Annotated in this window: 17 protein-coding genes and 1 pseudogene; 10 read left to right on the top strand and 8 right to left on the bottom strand. The window is 36.0% G+C overall.

Going from position 1 to position 18,602, the window contains the following annotated elements; genetic code table 11:
• A complete protein-coding gene (gene dtd, locus ACYIAL_RS06855; RefSeq protein ID WP_483751303.1) occupies positions 1 to 435 on the top strand; it encodes a D-aminoacyl-tRNA deacylase in 435 nt (144 codons plus the stop codon).
• Positions 436 to 657: 222 nt separating this feature from the next.
• Here the strand turns inward: dtd and metA are convergent, their stop codons facing one another.
• The 7 genes and pseudogenes from metA to rne all read right to left on the bottom strand — a co-directional run.
• The gene (metA, locus tag ACYIAL_RS06850) at positions 658 to 1,590 is read right to left on the bottom strand and encodes a homoserine O-succinyltransferase MetA (protein ID WP_483751302.1); all 933 of its coding nucleotides are present in this window, start codon (positions 1,588 to 1,590) and stop codon (positions 658 to 660) included.
• Between the two features lie 211 nt (positions 1,591 to 1,801).
• Positions 1,802 to 2,614, bottom strand: coding sequence for a peptide ABC transporter ATP-binding protein (locus tag ACYIAL_RS06845; protein ID WP_483751301.1), 813 nt, complete (start codon positions 2,612 to 2,614; stop codon positions 1,802 to 1,804).
• Between the two features lie 15 nt (positions 2,615 to 2,629).
• Entirely contained in the window at positions 2,630 to 3,625 is a 996-nt protein-coding gene (locus ACYIAL_RS06840) for a peptide ABC transporter ATP-binding protein (protein ID WP_483751300.1), read from the bottom strand.
• A 2-nt stretch (positions 3,626 to 3,627) separates the two neighbouring features.
• Positions 3,628 to 4,488 carry an ABC transporter permease subunit gene (locus tag ACYIAL_RS06835; protein ID WP_483747642.1) on the bottom strand — a complete coding sequence of 287 codons (861 nt, stop codon included), beginning with the start codon at positions 4,486 to 4,488 and terminating at the stop codon, positions 3,628 to 3,630.
• On the bottom strand, positions 4,481 to 5,200 hold the full coding sequence (locus ACYIAL_RS06830; protein WP_483751299.1) for an ABC transporter permease subunit: 720 nt from the start codon (positions 5,198 to 5,200) through the stop codon (positions 4,481 to 4,483). Before ACYIAL_RS06830 ends, ACYIAL_RS06835 begins: the two co-directional genes overlap by 8 nt.
• Positions 5,201 to 5,487: 287 nt before the next feature.
• Complete coding sequence (locus ACYIAL_RS06825) at positions 5,488 to 5,652, bottom strand: hypothetical protein (protein WP_483751312.1); 165 nt, start codon at positions 5,650 to 5,652, stop codon at positions 5,488 to 5,490.
• Between the two features lie 162 nt (positions 5,653 to 5,814).
• Positions 5,815 to 8,166 (bottom strand): annotated as a pseudogene (gene rne, locus ACYIAL_RS06820) (ribonuclease E); the annotation flags it as partial.
• A gap of 739 nt (positions 8,167 to 8,905) precedes the next feature.
• Here rne and syd point away from each other — a divergent pair.
• From syd to ACYIAL_RS06785, 7 genes are all read left to right on the top strand, one after another.
• Positions 8,906 to 9,439 (top strand): SecY-interacting protein, encoded by a 534-nt coding sequence (gene syd / locus ACYIAL_RS06815; protein ID WP_483751298.1) that lies wholly within the window; start codon positions 8,906 to 8,908, stop codon positions 9,437 to 9,439.
• Positions 9,440 to 9,568: 129 nt separating this feature from the next.
• The gene (locus ACYIAL_RS06810; protein ID WP_174797515.1) at positions 9,569 to 10,744 is read left to right on the top strand and encodes an amino acid aminotransferase; all 1,176 of its coding nucleotides are present in this window, start codon (positions 9,569 to 9,571) and stop codon (positions 10,742 to 10,744) included.
• A gap of 1,058 nt (positions 10,745 to 11,802) precedes the next feature.
• Positions 11,803 to 13,164, top strand: coding sequence for an adenylosuccinate lyase (gene purB / locus ACYIAL_RS06805; protein WP_483751311.1), 1,362 nt, complete (start codon positions 11,803 to 11,805; stop codon positions 13,162 to 13,164).
• Positions 13,161 to 13,685: a GNAT family N-acetyltransferase gene (locus ACYIAL_RS06800; RefSeq protein WP_483751297.1), complete on the top strand. Its 525-nt coding sequence runs from the start codon at positions 13,161 to 13,163 to the stop codon at positions 13,683 to 13,685. The genes purB and ACYIAL_RS06800 overlap by 4 nt, the downstream gene beginning before the upstream one ends.
• On the top strand, positions 13,682 to 14,464 hold the full coding sequence (locus ACYIAL_RS06795) for an amino acid ABC transporter substrate-binding protein (protein WP_483751296.1): 783 nt from the start codon (positions 13,682 to 13,684) through the stop codon (positions 14,462 to 14,464). The genes ACYIAL_RS06800 and ACYIAL_RS06795 overlap by 4 nt, the downstream gene beginning before the upstream one ends.
• Entirely contained in the window at positions 14,461 to 15,132 is a 672-nt protein-coding gene (locus tag ACYIAL_RS06790; protein ID WP_483751295.1) for an amino acid ABC transporter permease, read from the top strand. The genes ACYIAL_RS06795 and ACYIAL_RS06790 overlap by 4 nt, the downstream gene beginning before the upstream one ends.
• A gap of 11 nt (positions 15,133 to 15,143) precedes the next feature.
• Entirely contained in the window at positions 15,144 to 15,896 is a 753-nt protein-coding gene (locus ACYIAL_RS06785) for an amino acid ABC transporter ATP-binding protein (protein WP_483751294.1), read from the top strand.
• 41 nt (positions 15,897 to 15,937) lie between these two features.
• Here ACYIAL_RS06785 and ACYIAL_RS06780 read toward each other — a convergent pair whose 3' ends face one another.
• Entirely contained in the window at positions 15,938 to 17,296 is a 1,359-nt protein-coding gene (locus tag ACYIAL_RS06780; protein WP_483751293.1) for an MmgE/PrpD family protein, read from the bottom strand.
• Positions 17,297 to 17,523: 227 nt separating this feature from the next.
• On the opposite strand from ACYIAL_RS06780, the gene folK reads away from it, so the two are divergent.
• The gene (folK, locus tag ACYIAL_RS06775) at positions 17,524 to 18,009 is read left to right on the top strand and encodes a 2-amino-4-hydroxy-6-hydroxymethyldihydropteridine diphosphokinase (RefSeq protein ID WP_483747650.1); all 486 of its coding nucleotides are present in this window, start codon (positions 17,524 to 17,526) and stop codon (positions 18,007 to 18,009) included.
• A gap of 135 nt (positions 18,010 to 18,144) precedes the next feature.
• Positions 18,145 to 18,600, top strand: coding sequence for an RNA polymerase-binding protein DksA (gene dksA / locus ACYIAL_RS06770; protein WP_065586606.1), 456 nt, complete (start codon positions 18,145 to 18,147; stop codon positions 18,598 to 18,600).
• Positions 18,601 to 18,602: the final 2 nt, after the last annotated feature.

Genomic DNA, 18,602 nt, shown 5'->3' with positions numbered 1-18,602 from the left:
ATGATCGCCTTAATTCAACGAGTAAAACAAGCAAGTGTTGCAGTAGATAATAACATTATTGGACAGATTAATCAGGGGTTGCTGATTTTACTCGGTGTTGAACAAGATGATGATGAGCAAAAAGCAATTCGTTTATGTGAAAAAGTATTAGGCTATCGCATTTTCAGTGATAATGACGGAAAAATGAATCTAAATGTGAACCAAGCTAATGGCGAAGTATTAGTTGTGTCTCAATTCACTTTAGCTGCCAATACCAAAAAAGGGATGCGCCCAAGTTTTACTAAAGGCGCTAAACCTGATGAAGCAAAAAGACTTTATCAGTTTTTTGTCAAGCAATGTCAACAAAAAATAACCACTCAAACGGGTGAATTTGCCGCCGACATGCAAGTATCATTAATTAATGATGGTCCTGTGACATTTTGGTTACAAGTTTGATTCTATAACTGAAAAGACATTCTGATCATCTGTCATCAATTATTGCAATTTTTTATACCCACTATTGGTTACATTCAGAAATCCTATTTATCAAGCCTATCAGCATAGTTCAGCCTTATATCACACCAATAATAATATTATCAATATTATTATTGGCTATTAAGTTATCCGCTAAACTTATCACATCCGACAATAATGAGATAGAAAAAAGCAGTGGATGAATTAATCATCAATGGTCAAATTACGGGTGGTCAAATCATATGGTGTTAATTGATAAACATAATAATTAAGCCAATTACTAAATAATAGATAAGCATGGCTACGCCACGTTGCTTTTGGCTCAACATCGGGGTTATTATCAGGAAAATAATTATACGGGATATCTGGATTAATACCTGACTTCAAGTCACGAAAATATTCATTAGCTAATGTAAATGAATCATATTCAGGATGCCCTGTCACAAAAGCCATACGTTTATCAGGAGTTGCCATTAAGTAAGGTCCTGTCATATCAGACGTTGCCAAAATGGATAAATCTGTGTAATTTCTAATTTTATCAATTGGGAAATCAGCATAACGCGAATGAGGTGCTAAAAAGGTATCATCAAAACCACGCGTTAAAATTGCATTAGGTTGAACAATTTGATGCTGATAAACACCTGATAACTTATGTGCTCGAGTGAATTTAGGTAAATCGTATAAGACATTTAATGCAGCTTGAACCGCCCAGCAAACAAACATTGTTGAGGTGACATGATCTTTTGCCCAAGCAATAATTTCGGTTAATTTAGGCCAATATACAACATCCGAAAAAGCCACTTTTCCTAGTGGAGCACCGGTTATAATTAGTCCATCAAAATTCTGTTCACGAATATCATCAAAATCACAATAAAAACTGTTTAAATGTTCAACGGGTGTATTTTTTGACTCACGTTGATCAATACGCAATAACTGAATATCAACTTGTAAAGATGAATTAGAAAGTAAGCGTAAAAATTGATTTTCAGTCTCTATTTTTTTAGGCATGAGGTTTAGAAAAAGAAGCTTTAGTGGACGAATTTCTTGATTATTAGCTCGTGATGAGGTCATAACAAATATATTTTCATTACGTAACACATCAACAGCGGGTAATGAGTCAGGAATACAAATAGGCATAACACAAGCTCCTAAAAACGATAAATTAGTTTTAACACAAAATAGACGTCTAGAAATCTATATAGCTAAATATAGTGCCTTTTAGTTTATTTGTCGAGATTTTTTATTTAACAAAATCATTATAATAATCAGATTAAAAACAGGTGCATAATCCAAAGAAAGTGATCATTACCTCACACGCTAAAATACAAATAATAGCTAACTTTATGAGCTAAAAAGTGCGCGTATCAGTCCGCCATGTATCAGCAGTCAACGCCTCACCAAAATAACTATTTATCAATTTTTGGGTAATATCACTTAATGGTGAAGCCAATACTTCAGCAGTATTGCCAGACTCAACAAGATCGCCATTGTGCATAACTAAAATATCATCACTAATATGTTTCATCATACCAATATCTTGTGTTACATAGACATAAGATATATTTTGTTGAGCTTGTAATGACAGCATTAAATTAACAATTTGCGAGCGCATCGAAATATCTAACGCGGCCAAAGCCTCATCAAGAATAATGACCTTAGGCTTTAAAATTAGAGCTCTTGCTAATGCTACACGTTGCTTTTGACCTGCTGCCATCACAGAAGGATAATAAGAGGCATGTTCGGGCAATAATCCAACTTGCTTTAATACACTACTAATTAGCTTTTCACGCTCATGAGCATCATAATCGGTATTATATTTAAGTGGAATTTCTAACAATTGTCCAATACGCAGCCTTGGATCAAATGAACTTTCAACATGCTGAAAAATCATTCGAATCAGTTGACAACGATGACTATAATCGCCGTATTCAACTTTATTACCAGCAATCCAGATATCACCACTATCGGGTTTTATCATACCAACTAACATTTTAGCCAAGGTCGATTTTCCTGATCCATTCTGCCCAATAATCGCCAAAGTCTTACCTTCATTTAATGAAAATGATATTGGATTAACCGCATTAATTTGTAAATGACCAAAAAGCCCTTTAGCTATTTTAAATTGCTTTGATAAGTTACGTACTTTTAATATTGGATTCATTTTTATGCCTATTATTTATGGTAACTCATCAATATTTAACGGAAAATGGCAAGCAACAGAACGATCTTTTATCGGTAGTAATTCGGGTGCTTGAATACATTTTTTTTGTGCATAAGGACATCGTGGTCCTAATCGACAGCCTATTGGTAAATGCTCCAATGATGGAATCACACCGGGTAAAGTATTTAACGGACTTTTATGTGGCATTGCTTTGCCAAAATCAGGGATTGCATAAATCAGCGCCTGAGTATAAGGATGATAAGGTGATTTAATTAAATCTTCGCTATTAGCAACTTCAACGGTTTGTCCACAATATAGGACATTGATACGGTCAGTCCATCTGGTTACCATTTGCAAATCATGGCTGATAAGCAAGATAGTAGTCCCCATATTTTGATTCATACTAGCGAGCAACCTAAAAATTTGTGCTTCGGTAGTGGCTTCCATTGCATTGGTTGGTTCATCAGCAATAAGTAGCTTTGGCTGATTAGCCAACGCAATAGCTATCATGACTTTCTGACATTCGCCTTCGGTTAATTCAAATGGATAGGACTTTAATATCTCCTTATGATTCTTAATTCCTACCCGATGCAATAACTCAATCGCTCGATGTTTACGCCAAAATAATCGCTGCCACCAATGCCCTTTAAATGTTCTTCTTGGAATTGCACTGATTAACTGTTGCCCAACTTTCATAGAGGGATCTAAACAAGATTGTGGTTCTTGAAATATCATTGAGATATTGGCACTAATCACTTTTCGGCGTTGTCTCGGCGTGAGTTTAAGTAAATCAATATCATTAAAATAAATACGATCAGCTGAAATCTTCCAGTTATGATTAGTTACCCCTAAAATAGCTTTAGCGATAAGGCTTTTTCCTGAGCCTGATTCACCAACTAAGCCTCGTATTTCACCTTCTGACAACTTCAAATTAACCCGATCAATTGCACGCAAAAGACCCTCTGGCGTAATAAACTCAATAGTTAAATTTCGAATATCTAATAATGCCATAATTAAGTTCCTGCTCGCCGGCCATATAATCCAAAGTTGAATAAATACACCAAAATAATTGTAGCTGAAACTGCAATTCCTGGAGATAAAAAGGCCAAATAATTAATAGCAATGATATCTTTCATTTGAAACATCATCATTCCCAAATCCGGTCGGGAAACATCATTAGCAAAGCCTAAAAAAGTTATTGTAGTAACTGACAAAATAACCGATCCAAATAAGGAAACAATTTCGGTCACATAAATAGGTAAAATGTTAGGTAGGATATAATGATTTAAAATTGAAAACGAAGATAGTCCATCAAGTCTATAGGCCGTAATATACGTTTTATTCCATTCGTTGATAACACGTTGATGAATATTGTAAATAAAGCGTGGGGAATAAGATAACCCAATCACCAATAACATATTGGTAATATCATCTTTTAATAATAAGCTAATCACAATCACACCAAGTAACGGCGGTACAACCATACAGAATTTAAAAACAAACAATACAAAAGGGCGTATAAATGATATAAAAAACATTAAATAATTAATTACCCCACCAATGGCAACCACATAAAATACTGCTTTTAATGTCATTGACATGGTTGAACGATAACCAATTAACAAATAATTAAAAATATCTTGTCCTTTCGCGTTAGTACCGAGTATATGATTGATATCACCACTAGACCACCAAGCAGGTGGCAATAAAGCTGGGTAACTAGGGTTTAAATGAGCATGAAAAAACCATTGAGTTGATAAGGCTACAAATGTAATCGCCAATATGCCATAAAAGCCAACAATTAAGTAAAGATTGCTGTGCAACCGACTAAAGCTTAACTTTAGACCTTTTATTAACCTAGCTAGCCTAGACATAATGTTCCTTATGACGCAAAGGATAAATAACAACTGCCGAAATTTCACCTAATAGCGCTAATAAACTGATAACAGTGCCACAAGCTAGAATGGCAATAGAAATAATAAAATAATTATGATGGTGATAAGCAATCATCACCCATTGCCCTAGTCCTACTCGATTAAATAAAATTTCAATAACCATAGTTGAAAACAACAGTGTTGTCGTATTATACGTCAATTGTGGAATGGTCGCAGGAATAGCATTAGGTAATAAGTGCCGACGTAAAATTTTAAATGGTGATCTTTCTCTAATAATTGCCATTTTGATAAAATTCTGCCGGGCGGTACTTTTTACATTTTGACTGACTAATTGAATAGTCATAATGCTTGGTTGAATGGCTAAAATCATGATCGGCAAAAGCAAATAGTGAAGCTGCTCAAATAATACCTGCCATTGAAATGCCTTTGATGAAATAAAAATATCCAATAACGAAGTACCGGCAACTGCTGGTGACACATCGAAATTCATCGATACCGACCAAGTTGGTGATAACCAATACATGACGATAATTACAAACATAACAATAGGACAAGAATATAATAATAAAGATCCTAAGCGAATCGTACTATTTAACCAAGTAAAATTACTAAGCCCAAGAAAAATACCCAAAGGTAATCCAATCAGTAAAGCAACAAATAACGCGAGAATACAAAGTTCAAATGTAGCCAATAATGTATGAAAAAACGGGACCGTTTCACCAGTTAATAATCTGAATTGGCCTTGTAGCAACTGCTTAAAAAAAACACTGTAGGCATCAATAAAACTTAGGTTGTTAAAGTTAAACGTTGAATGAGGGGTAAAATAGACTAAACAAAAGCTAATCTGAGCCAACACGCAGATAATAAACAAAAACGTGACTATTTTTTTGAAAATATAGATAATCATTGTTTATCTTTATCGATATTATAAGTAAATAAAACACGGCGACATAATCACATCACCGCGTTTTAATCTATTTATTGGTTATCCGGAATCACCGGTTTACTTGCTGCGGCATAAGCATGATCTTGAGCACTTAGGCCACCGGCATTACCTTTACCTTCAAAACGATAATTTAACTCTTCGCGTGATTTTATGGCAATAGCAGAAGTCACATATTCTGGCGCGGGTGCTTTAGTCATTACTGAAGAAGAATAACCTATTGATTGTGAATTAGTAATGACAAAATCAATATTATGACTATTTTGCTGACTACCTTGAAAATCTTCTTTAGCATCAATCAATGACGAACTTTTTGATGCATCATCCACAGTAACAGCGTCATTTAGGCTCGCTTCATTTTTAACAATGACAGGAAGTAAAAGTGAAGGGATGACAGGTACCACAATATTTGGTTCGTCATTCGTTATTTGACTGTAATCAACAGCAACTCGACCTAAGGCTAATTCTAATGACGCAGCAGCAAATGGTAACGGCATTGGCGACTGTTTTAGGTCGACATTACGAACACGGCGTTTATTATTACGTTGACCATTCATTCGTAAATGTCTTGACGCACGGCGTTGACGCTTCGGTTGAGATTCCGAAATAATAGTGTCTTTAGAGGGTTCAGAGACAATAATTGGTAATAACAAAGAAGGAATAATAACTCTTTCTTGTTCAACTTGCATCGTAGTATCAGCATTTTTGACACGAACACTTTTAGTTAAAGCGCGTTGTTGGCGTCTTGGTTTCGCTTCACGTTGCTTCGGTTGTACCGCCTCACCCGCAACTCTATCTGCCTTAATATTATTTTCTGAGTTTGACAAATGAGTATTTGCATTATTATTTTGTTTAGCTCGGCGATTATTTCGACTTGACTCTTTGCTCTCCTCTGTAGAGCCTACAGTATTGCCTGCTACATTATTGTTTCTGTTATTGCGTTGACGTCGATTGTTGGAACGTTGATTATCTCGTCTTTTTACCGTTTTGGGTTTAACCTCTGGTTGAGGTTCTGGTTTTTCTGTCACAAACAATTTACGTAGCTTACCAAAGAATCCACTAAACAAACTGCCTGATTTTTTCGTTTTTGGCTCGACTTTTTCTTTTGGCGCTACACATGCTTCAACTTTAGGACCTGATAATACGGCTTGTTCAACAATAACTTCCACAGCTTGCTGTTCATCTTCCTCTTCTTCAAGTTCACGAATCAGTTTTGGAAGATTATAACTTAGTACATCCGTTTCTTCGCCTCTACGCTTACGAATCACTTTATAAAGCGGTGTTTCCATCTCTTCATCACCGGCAATCACAATTTTGACATCAGGATGCATGCTTTCAATATTAGTGATAGCGCGACGTTTTTCATTGAGTAAATAGCTTGCTATTGGTACTGGAACAATGACATCGATTTGTACAGTATTATCTTTCATCGCTTCTTCTTGAATTAATCGAAGAATCGATAAAGACAATGAATTACTATCACGAACCGTACCCGTTCCTTGACAACGCGGACAAATATGATGAGTTGCTTCGCGTAATGACGGGCTTAAACGTTGGCGAGACATTTCGAGCAAACCAAAACGAGAAATACGGGTCGTTTGGATACGCGCACGGTCAGTCTTCATCGCTTCTTTAAGGCGATTTTCTACTTCACGCTGATTGCGAATTGGTGTCATATCAATAAAATCGATAACAATCAAACCACCTAAATCGCGTAAACGCAGTTGGCGCGCGATTTCTTCGGCTGCTTCAAGGTTAGTATTAAATGCGGTTTCTTCAATATCGCTACCACGAATTGATTTAGCTGAATTAATATCAATAGCGGTGAGCGCTTCTGTCGCATCAATCACAATTGAACCGCCAGAAGGCAAGCGAACTTCACGCTGGAATGCCGACTCAATTTGACCTTCAATTTGGAAATGATTAAATAATGGAACATCCCCTTCATAAAGTTTTAAGCGACTAACGTACTCAACACGTCCTAAATCAGCTAATCGTTTTTTAGCCATTTCAAGGACTTTAGGATTATCAATTAAAATATCGCCGACATCATCACGCAAATAATCACGAAATGCTCGCGTAATAATATCGCTTTCTTTATGAATTAAACTTGGCGCAGGATGCTTTTTGGCCTCATTTTGAATGGCAGTCCAATAGTTGACTAATGCGTCTAAATCTTGTTGTAACTCTTCTTGGCTTTTACCCACTCCAGCGGTTCGAGCTATCACGCCCATACCTTTAGGTTTTTCGATAGCATCAATAATACGTTTAAGATCGGCTCGTTCTTCACCTTCTATACGACGCGAAACGCCACCAGCACGAGGATCATTCGGCATCAAAACTAAATAACTACCAGCTAAGCTGATATAGGTTGTTAAAGCTGCACCTTTTTTGCCGCGAATCTCTTTTTCAATTTGGATAAGAACTTCTTGACCTTCTTGTAGATGTTTAATACTACGACGACCACTAATATTAGATGGGAAATAGCTTTCCGCAATCTCTTTTAAAGGTAAAAATCCATCACGTTCACCACCATAAGAAACAAAAGCTGCTTCTAAGCTTGGATTGATTTTAGTAATTTTACCTTTATAAATATTGGCTTTCTTTTGTTCATGACCAAGGCTTTCGATATCTAAATCATATAAGCGCTGACCATCAACAAGCGCAACACGCAGCTCTTCTTGCTGGGTTGCGTTGATTAACATTCTTTTCATTATTCTACACTCTTAATTAATCTTAATTAACTGTAGGTAGAATCTTATTATTGATAAGTGATTATTTTAACAATGATGAATAATGGTACTTAACTAAATATTCGTATACAGCATTCATTATTTTATTTATGTTATTTTTGTTATTATTTTATGTGAACCCGATACCGCTTACACCACATCAATATAATACATTAAGCAAAATATTAAATTAAAAAGCACTAAATACTTTACAAAAAACCTAATTGTATAATTTATTGACGCTATGAACATGGTTAATTTGCAACCCACAGTATTTTACCGATTTTGGCAAACAAACTAAATCTTTATGTAATTGTTTAAAATAAACATATTATCTAATTATAATGATTCTACTTACGCTATTTTATTTTGACAAACTGTAATGTCTAACGCCATTGCTGCATTACAAGGATAAAATTATCCCTCTCTATTATTAACGTTTCAGCCAAGGATAGCAAGCAAATTAAACTGGCTGTTTTACAAACAGTTAAGCGGTCATTTTTCACATTTTCAACTGTTGTGCCCACATAATAAATAACTCAATTGATTTGCTTAAATTTTTATACTAAAACGTCTATTTACCTAAAACAGCTTTACAAGCTTTCTTATAAATTACCCAATTCACAAAAATAAAACGTTGATGCGATTATGCATAGCAAAACTTAATCAGTATAATGACGATTAAATAACATGATAATTTGAATATGAGATATATTTGTTTATGAGCTCTACAGACAAAATCGCTTTACTTAATTTTACTACTCGTTGGATTAACCAATTCACCTTCGCACCAGCAAGCGTAGAATTACATGCTATCCCCTCGCCTTGCATTTTAAAAACGCAACAGCTTACGGTATATTGGCAACCATTTTTATTGGAGCCACCAAGAGATCTCACAATTGCTGAACAAGTCATTGGCATCACATTACACGCCTGCGCTCATTTTTTTTATGGCACACAATATGCTGGCAATATGACAGCTCAATTTGCCAATACCCATTTGACCTTAATTCAAGCATGGAATGATGATGATTTTGCAACGTTAGAACAAAATTTAATTGCTCATTTATCTCAACAAAAAAAATTAAAACGCATACCAACCATTTTTATCGCATCGACGAATGAAAGTACCGAAATAATTGCCATCAATAACTTAACAGGCGAAATTGTAAAAGAGGATTTGATTACCGGTGAATTAACTATCCTAGCGCACGATTTAACCACTTTTTTAGATAAGCTAATTGTTACATGTTAAACAATAGTCGTTTAGCAATAATACAATACTTGTATACACCTTTTGCAAAAGTAACGATTATCAAAATTGTATCTTACAAAATAATGTGTATATAATGCGTTGAAAGTCATTAGATCAGATAGGTGAATTATGTTTGAATATTTAACAGCAGCTCCAGCCGATCCCATTTTAGGGTTAGCCGATCTTTATAATAAGGATGAACGCACCAATAAAATTAATTTAAGTGTTGGTATTTACAAAGATGAAACCACCAAAACACCTATTTTAGAAAGTGTGAAAAAAGCAGAACATTTTTTATTAAATGACGAAACAACCAAAAGTTACTTAGCTATTGATGGCGTCAACGCTTTCAATCTTGCAACACAAATTCTGCTTTTTGGTCGCGAAAATGAAAGAGCAAGAACCGCACAAGCACCTGGAGGAACAGGGGCTTTACGCATCATGGCGGATTTTTTAGCTCGCCGGACCAAAGTAAAACGTGTTTGGGTAAGTAATCCAACTTGGCCAAATCACCGTAGTGTATTTCAAGCTGCTGGCCTTGAAGTCCGTGAATACCATTATTATAGTGCACAAACACACACTCTTGATTTTGATGCCATGATAAGTAGCTTAAACCAAGTTGTCGCTGGCGAAGCGGTATTGTTCCATGGCTGCTGTCATAACCCAACGGGTATCGATCCAACCCCAGAACAATGGCAAGCAATTTCGGATTTAGCCTTAAAAAATGGCTGGTTACCACTATTTGATTTAGCTTATCAAGGCTTTGGAACAGGTGTCGAAGAAGACGTTTACGGATTAAGATTATTTACGCAAAGCCACCCTGAATTACTGATTGCGAGCTCATATTCAAAAAATTTTGGTCTCTATAACGAACGCGTAGGTGCATTCACGTTAATTGCTGCAAATGCTGAAATTGCCGATCGTGCCTTTAGTCAAGTCAAAACAATTATTCGAGCTAATTACTCTAATCCACCTGCCCATGGTGCTAAAATTGTCTCTTACATTTTAAACAATGAAGAATTAAAAGAAGAGTGGATCGATGAATTAACTGGTATGCGACAACGCATTCACCGCATGCGGCAACTATTTGTAAAAACATTACAAGATAAAGGGGCTAATCAAGATTTTAGCTTCATCGCCAAACAAAACGGTATGTTCTCGTTCAGTGGTTTGAACGAAGAACAGGTGCTCAAATTACGCCATGATTATGGTATCTATATTGTTAATTCAGGGCGTATCAATGTGGCAGGTATGACTTTAGATAACATGTCCAGACTTTGTGAATCGATTGTTCAAGTGCTATAAAAATTGTAATAAACAAATACCAGAATATTGTTAATGCTATTTGTTTAAGTCACAAGAAAAACACTAAAATAACCAGAGTGTTTTTCTTTGGTTTTTTAAATTTGAGATGATTTTGATTATTAAAAAGCATTCATAAAAATCATTGATTTTATTTGTTTTTTATTTTTGATATTTTTTCAAATCCCTTGTCTATATAAAAGATAAACAGTAAGAATTACTTGCGTTGTTTACTGTAATTTGAAAAGCGACTGTAATGTATATATATAACGCCGTATCCCAGATAAACAGTATGACGCCTACATTATAAAGAAAAATCACCGTCACCAATTTAACTAACCGCTTTAAGGTCAGTCCCATTTATCGCACCGAAAAACCTGATTAAGCATTAAATAACATAACTACCATTAAATATAAAACACGAAAATGGTTAGCGTCATTTTCTAGGTAAGTTGTGTGCTCGCTATGCGGTATTCATAAAGCTATTCACGTTTTAGGCTATATTTTTTGTAAAAAATATTCAGGATTCTATACCGTTTCGTGATGAACAGAGAATTTTCAGCATCTCAATTTATAAAAACGAGTGATCGCCATCGTCTCAATTAACAATTCACCAAAGTTGCCAGCCCTAAAATAAATGGGTAAGTCGCGAGCGTGATACGTACCTTAATGGCGATGTAGCATAATTGGCAAATAATTAGCGATTCAAAAAACAGAAAATAAAAGTTTTTATTTTGGTTATTTTTTCTTAGCTTATCCTAATTTTTTACTTTTATTTTTAACTATTATTAATAACGATAGCTAACAATATGAAGCGAACAAAACAAAAAAACAAAATCAATTGTTTTATAGTGTTTTACAAAAAGATAAAGTTGTTTAGCGCACCCCATCCTTACGACTCAAAAAGTATCCTGATTATCACTCAAATTACCAAAATGCCCATTTCCATTAACCTTTTATTCCAATTAGTTATATCCATAGACAAACAGATTATTAGACGATCTCTCAATAATTACTAATAATTATTTAACAGGATAATAACCATGATTGAGGATAGTTTGGTGGCGTCACATATTTTAGATTTTTTAATTTTAGGCAATAACTTTGGTACAAGCGAAATGAGAGCGATTTGGTCAGAGCAAAATCGCTTGCAAAAACAAGTAGACGTCGAAGTCGCTTTAGCTAAAGCGGAAGGCGAGCTAGGCGTTATTCCAACCGAAGCAGCCAATGCAATCATAGCCAAAGCTGATGCATCTAAACTATCAATTGAACACATTGCCGAAGAAGCAGCTAAAGCCAAACACTCGTTAATGTCGACCATTAACGCACTACAAAAACAAGTCGGTGATGCTGGTCAATATATTCATTACGGAGCAACCACACAAGATATTGTCGATACCGCAACTGTTTTACAATTAAAACAATCATTTGCAATCATTGAACGCGATAGTAAACTAGTGGCACTTGAGCTAAAACGTTTGGCCAAACAGTATCAATATTTACCCATGGTTGGCCGTACACATGGCATGCAAGCACTCCCTACAACCTTTGGTTTTAAACTTGCGGTATGGTTAGATGAATTTATTCGGCACTTACAACGTTTAAGTGAAATCAAACAACGGGTATTAGTCGGTAATATTAGTGGCGCAATTTGTACTTATGCATCAATGGGCAAGCTAGGACCACAAGTAGAATCGCGAGCATTAACGTTACTCGGACTAAATACCCCTAATATCGGTTGGCAAGCAGCTCGTGACCGTTTTTCTGAATATGCATCAGTCATCGCGCTAATCAGTGGCACATTAGGCAAAATAGGTAATGAATTTTATAACTTGATGCGTACTGAGATTAACGAAGTCGAAGAACCTTTCTCGACAGGAAAAATTGGCTCAACCACCATGCCACATAAACGCAACCCAGCAGCATTAGAAGGTCTAGCCAGTTTGACAGCTCCACTTTTAAAAAGCGTCGCGTTAATTCACGAATCAATGAAAGTTGAACATGAACGCGATGCCATGAGCTGGCGTGCCGAATGGATCGCACTACCCGAAATTAACCTTTACATTTCAGCGCAACTGCAAACAGCCCTTGCCGTGCTTAAGGGTCTTAAAGTCAATGCTGATCAGATGTTGGCCAATTTATCACTGCAAAATGGCTTGTTGTTATCAGAAAAAGTGATGTTCGAAATTGGTAAGCGATTAGGCAAACAAACCGCTCATCAGCTGGTTTATCAAAGCGCTATGAAAGCGTTTGAACAAAATCGACCATTTAAAGAGATATTATTAGAAGATCCAAGCTTGAACCAAACATTGACCGAATCGGAACTTGATACTTGGTTAGATCCAATTAACTATCTTGGCTCTGCTCCTGAAAAAGTCGCACAAGTCATTCAATATGCTCAACAGTGTGGAGTATTAGCATGAGTTTTCGCTTAATGACTGATAAAGATATTCCAGCTTATCAGGCACTACTGCATAGTGCTTATCAAGCTACAACTCAATTAGGCATTCATTTTGCCGCAGCGACAGTCACGCAACCGCAGATTGCTGAGCATATTGCATCGAATGCCGTGTATCTATTTGAAAAAGAAGATGAACTACTATCAACCTTAAGCATTCGCTTTCCGTGGGGCAATAACCCAGGACCTTATGGGTTACCCCATTTAGGTTGGTTTGCAACCGATCCACGTTATAAAGGCCAAGGTTATGGTAATGCATTATGGGATTTTGTTGAACAGCAAATTTTAATTAACCAACTAAAGTTACCCGCCGTCACGTTAGGCACTGCTGCAAATCATCCATGGCTTGCTCAAATATATATAAATAAAGGCTATAAAAAAATAGGGCAAGCGGATTTAACGCCTGATCATACCACGCTCTATTTTGAAAAAATCTTAAATCATAAAAGCTATACCGAATGGAAAAAAAGGAGTAATAAACAATGAAAAAAATAACCTCGTTACTATCCGCTCTATTATTAACTAGTCTAACCTTAATGGGTTGTGATAATCAATCCAACCATCAAGTCACAGATCAAAATATTATTAAAGTAGGTTCTACAGGACAAAGCTACCCAAACGGTTATAAACAAGATGGCAATTTAGTCGGATTTGATGTTGAGGTTACCGAAGCGATTGCCAAAGAATTAGGCTATAAAGTCGAATGGGTCATTGCGGAATTTGGTGGATTGATGGGACAATTTGATTCTGGGCGGTTAGATACTATTGCCAATGCGGTTGCAATTACACCTGCTCGTCAAGCCAAATATGATTTTTCCAACACCTATAGCTTTTATGGTAGCCAAATTGTAACTCACAAAGATAACAATGATATCAATCAATTATCTGATTTTAAAGGCAAAACCATTGCTGGTGTGCTAGGCTCAAATCATATAAACAATCTAAAAAAAGCCTTTCCTAACAATGAAATCACTATCAAAACCTATGAAACACGAGATGGAGCAATGTATGACACGGAGTATCAACGAGTTGATGGCTATGTCAATTCAAAACCGATATTACTAGCTGAAATTAAGCGTAAAAATCTACCGTTCAAATTAGTTGGTGAACCCATTACTATTGAGCAAGTCGCATTTCCATTTAGTAAAGATGAAAAAGGTCAAGTACTGCGTGAAAAATTCAATCAAGCCCTCGAAAAGTTACGCACTAATGGCATATTGAAAAATTTGGCAATTAAATATTTTGGCGAAGATATTACCTTATGAATTTTAATGTAAACTATTTTTTAAATGTGTTTCCGCAGATATTGCCTTATCTGCCGGTTACCCTTTTTATTACCATCGTATCGATTATGTTTGCCATTATATTAGGGCTGGCAATTGCATTACTGCGTAGCAATAAAATAATCATTATCGATTCGATTTTTGCACTGTTTATTTCACTATTTCGAGGAATACCATCCGTTGTTTTACTGTTTATTATTTATTATGGGTTACCGCAGATTTTTCCTGTTTTAAAACAAATGGGCGCAACAACGGCAGCCATTATCTGCTTTAGTTTAAAATATTCATCCTATTTAGCCGAAATTTTCCGAGCAAGTTTAGAGTCGGTTGATCACGGGCAGAAAGAAGCGGGACTAACAGTGGGATTAAGTAAAATACAAGTTTATCGCGGTATTATACTGCCTCAAGCCATGGTGAATGCTTTACCCAACACCGGTAATATGTTTATCTCATTACTTAAAGATTCGTCTGTCGCTTTTTTTGTTGGCGTGCAAGAACTATTAGCAGCCGGAAAAATGTTAACCGCTAACTCATTCCTCTACTTTGAAACCTATTTAGCTGTAGGTATTGTTTACTGGTTGACTGTTGTTATCTATTCTTGGATACAAAAACAGTTAGAACAGAAACTCACTGCCCCCTATCATCGTTAAGGAGAAGTGTTATGATTACGGTATCACATTTATCTAAACGCTTTGCTAATAATGAAGTGTTAAAAGAGATCAACCTAAACATCAAACAAGGCGAAGTGGTTGCAATTATTGGACCTTCGGGATCAGGTAAATCGACTTTATTACGTTGCTTAAATTTATTAGAAAAACCGAACAACGGTACCATTCAAATTGGCACAGCAATGCTAGATGCTAAACATTATAGTAATAAAGAAGAAATCCATTTACGCAAGCAATCTGCAATGGTCTTTCAACACTACAATTTATTTAAAAATAAAACCGCATTAGAAAATATCACCTATCCATTAATTGTTGGACAAAAGAAAGATAAAAAAGAGGCCGAACAACTTGGCTTATCATTATTAGAACGCGTTGGTATGTTACCCTACGCCACACAATATCCCATCACCTTATCTGGTGGTCAACAACAGCGTGTTGCTATCGCAAGAGCACTTGCGGTCAGACCCAAAGTATTATTATTTGATGAACCAACATCCGCACTCGATCCCGAGCGTGTACACGAAGTATTACAAGTGATGCTACAGCTAGCCAAAGAACATATCACAATGATTATCGTCACCCACGAAATGGAGTTTGCTAAGTATGTTGCAGACCGAGTTATCTTTATGGCAGATGGCGTAATTGTTGAACAAGGACCAGCAAAATCAATAATTGATAATCCAAAAAATGAAATAACACAACGTTTTTTGCGCCAATTGACCGATGAAATTGATTTTGAAATTTAACGATTAAAAACTGACTTAACCACAACATTAGTTTTTAATCGTTAAAGCGTAAAAAGATGCGACAATAAAAATGTATGCAAATCTAAACCGATTGCAAGCGCACGAATATCTTTCAATAAATTATCCGCTGTCTTTTGGTCGCCTACGGCTTTGACCATCTTCAATGATAATTCGCGCTGACTATATGGATTGTTTGGCGAACCTTTTGGAATATCAATTCGTTGAATCAACTTTTCGCCGGTGCAATTAATAATTTCAACAACAACATAACGTTTATTATACGCCTGTGGATGGGGTATAAGTTGTATTTGATAACTGCGTTTCATCTTCTGCATCAATTGTTTTATGCCATTTGAAATAGGCTTTGCTGAAAACTGTTCAAAACTAAGTGGCAATCCTAAAAGGGTTAATGCTAAAACATACTCAGCCGAAAAACGCCCTTGTTCAGCAAGCAAAGGCATTTGATAAATTAAAGCAGCATCACTTTGTGGTGGAGAAAAAAAGATAGTAATACTCTCAATCTTATCAACACTAAAGTTAGCATTCCGATAAAGCAATTGCCCCGCATCAGCAATATAAGCTGCAGCCGAACAATAAGAATAATTTTTAAACCATAATCCAGGATCTACAATCTTCCAAGTTTTGCCCCAATGACTTAAATCAAAACGCGTATTACCTTGCCCATAAATAGCCAAAAAACCTAATTTATCATCTAAAAAATCCTGATCGGCATGTATACCCGCTCTTAACCATTCAACCGCTTGTATGGCATGCTCGGCTGCGATCCCAGCATGCAAAAACTTAATCGGCGTACCCATTAATAAACGCATTCCCGATGCTTGAGTCGCAGCTAACGTTAATGCTTGTGATAAAAAAGGCTCATCATAGAGATAACAAATAGCCGCAGTCGCAGCAATCCCACCCAAAGTAATAGTTGTATGCCAACCTTTTTCATAATGCTGTGGATTGACACTTTGCCCCAATAAAGCCATCACTTCAATACCAATCACATAAGCCGTTAAAAAACGCCTACCATCAATCTTTTGTTCAGTATTATCTAATCGAACACTTGCAATGAGTGCGGATAAAATAACGGCAGATGGGTGACCTCGAACATCTGAATGTACATCATCATAATCTAAACAATGCGCTTGAAAGCCATTAAAAAGTGCTGCTTGCCTTGCGCTAGCCAACTTTTTTTGGCCAATTAACCAAGCTCTCGCATTTCCACCTTCATCCGCTATCCATGCTAGCAATTTATAAACATCATCTTCATGGCAAGCTTGTAAAGCGCAAGCAAAATAATCCGTTACCCCATTGATAGCACAATCAATAACTTGAGGGTCACTGATTATTGGCGTATTTTGGATTAAAAAACTTAACTGTTGACCTAAATTCATGCAAAACTCTCAAACTAAGCAAATACGATAAGCGATTAGGGAAATTAGTTTACTTCGAGACAACTAAAATAACCTATCATCAGCTATAAGTTAAAGACTATGTAGTTATATTCTAATAACCCAAAATCATAATGCGTCAGTCATTAATATAATCATTTGGAGCGATTATTTTATATGTTAAAATGGTTTCAACAAAAACAATCAAATCAAAAATTTAACATCTCATTATGTCAACTTGTTATATCGCCTTAGGCAGTAACCTTGAAGATCCATTGGCACAAGCCAATCGTGCAATTGCGGCATTAAAGCAGCTACCTAACACGACAGTTATGGATATTTCCCCTTTTTATCGCAGCAAACCACTTGGCCCACAAGATCAAAATGATTATCTTAATGCCGTCATTAAACTGACGACAAGCCTATCGCCAATTGCCCTGCTGGATGAACTGCAAACCATTGAAAAAGCGCAAGGACGGGTACGCAAAGACAACCGTTGGGGAGCAAGAACCTTAGATCTCGATATTTTATTGTATGATGATTTAGTCATGCAGAGTGAAAGGCTAACAATCCCTCATTATCATATGAAAAATAGAGAGTTTGTGCTCTATCCTTTATTTGATATTGCTCCTAACCTAATTTTACCTGACAACGATAAGTTAAAAGATTTAGTTGCCAAATGCCCAAAAAATGATTTAAAAATGTGGAATATTTAATTAATTTTATCAATAACAATTGGTTACATTATTTTTTTATTTAAAGTAAAAAAAAATGATAAAAAAAATTTGCCAATGGCTGAATTATTGCTATAGTTTAGCGCTTTCAAATAATCTGTACTTAAGGGGATTGCTGTGAAAAAGGAACAAAAAGTAAATACATCTTCTCTTAGCCTGCTTTCAATTGCTGGGCTTGAGCCTTATAAAGAGGCACAAGGCGAGGAGTACATGAACCCTAAGCAATTAAAACATTTTAAACTTATTTTAGAAGCTTGGCTTGCTCAACTACAAGGTGAAATGGGTAAAACAGTTACTCACATGCAAGATGAAGCTGCGAACTTTCCAGATCCAGCTGACCGAGCAACGCAAGAAGAAGAATTCAGCCTTGAATTACGCGCTCGAGATAGAGAAAGAAGACTGATTAAAAAAATTGAAAAAACATTAAAGAAAATTGAATCAGACGACTTTGGTTATTGTGAATCTTGTGGCGTTGAAATTGGCATTCGTCGTTTAGAAGCAAGACCAACAGCAGATTTATGTATCGATTGTAAAACGCTTGCGGAACTTCGCGAAAAACAGATGGGCATGTAACG

The organism is Gilliamella sp. X-57, assembly GCF_057063565.1.
This window is presented reverse-complemented; position numbering and strand designations above follow the sequence as displayed.

Bases quoted from the DNA above. Each gene is read 5' to 3' on its own strand.
- ACYIAL_RS06785 (WP_483751294.1), top strand. From the start codon at position 15,144: ATGATTACGGTATCACATTTATCTAAACGCTTTGCTAATAATGAAGTG.
- ACYIAL_RS06810 (WP_174797515.1), top strand. From the start codon at position 9,569: ATGTTTGAATATTTAACAGCAGCTCCAGCCGATCCCATTTTAGGGTTA.
- ACYIAL_RS06780 (WP_483751293.1), bottom strand. From the start codon at position 17,296: ATGAATTTAGGTCAACAGTTAAGTTTTTTAATCCAAAATACGCCAATA.
- syd (WP_483751298.1), top strand. From the start codon at position 8,906: ATGAGCTCTACAGACAAAATCGCTTTACTTAATTTTACTACTCGTTGG.
- metA (WP_483751302.1), bottom strand. From the start codon at position 1,590: ATGCCTATTTGTATTCCTGACTCATTACCCGCTGTTGATGTGTTACGT.
- folK (WP_483747650.1), top strand. From the start codon at position 17,524: ATGTCAACTTGTTATATCGCCTTAGGCAGTAACCTTGAAGATCCATTG.
- ACYIAL_RS06795 (WP_483751296.1), top strand. From the start codon at position 13,682: ATGAAAAAAATAACCTCGTTACTATCCGCTCTATTATTAACTAGTCTA.
- ACYIAL_RS06790 (WP_483751295.1), top strand. From the start codon at position 14,461: ATGAATTTTAATGTAAACTATTTTTTAAATGTGTTTCCGCAGATATTG.
- ACYIAL_RS06800 (WP_483751297.1), top strand. From the start codon at position 13,161: ATGAGTTTTCGCTTAATGACTGATAAAGATATTCCAGCTTATCAGGCA.
- dtd (WP_483751303.1), top strand. From the start codon at position 1: ATGATCGCCTTAATTCAACGAGTAAAACAAGCAAGTGTTGCAGTAGAT.
- ACYIAL_RS06835 (WP_483747642.1), bottom strand. From the start codon at position 4,488: ATGTCTAGGCTAGCTAGGTTAATAAAAGGTCTAAAGTTAAGCTTTAGT.
- ACYIAL_RS06840 (WP_483751300.1), bottom strand. From the start codon at position 3,625: ATGGCATTATTAGATATTCGAAATTTAACTATTGAGTTTATTACGCCA.
- ACYIAL_RS06825 (WP_483751312.1), bottom strand. From the start codon at position 5,652: ATGACTAAAGCACCCGCGCCAGAATATGTGACTTCTGCTATTGCCATA.
- ACYIAL_RS06845 (WP_483751301.1), bottom strand. From the start codon at position 2,614: ATGAATCCAATATTAAAAGTACGTAACTTATCAAAGCAATTTAAAATA.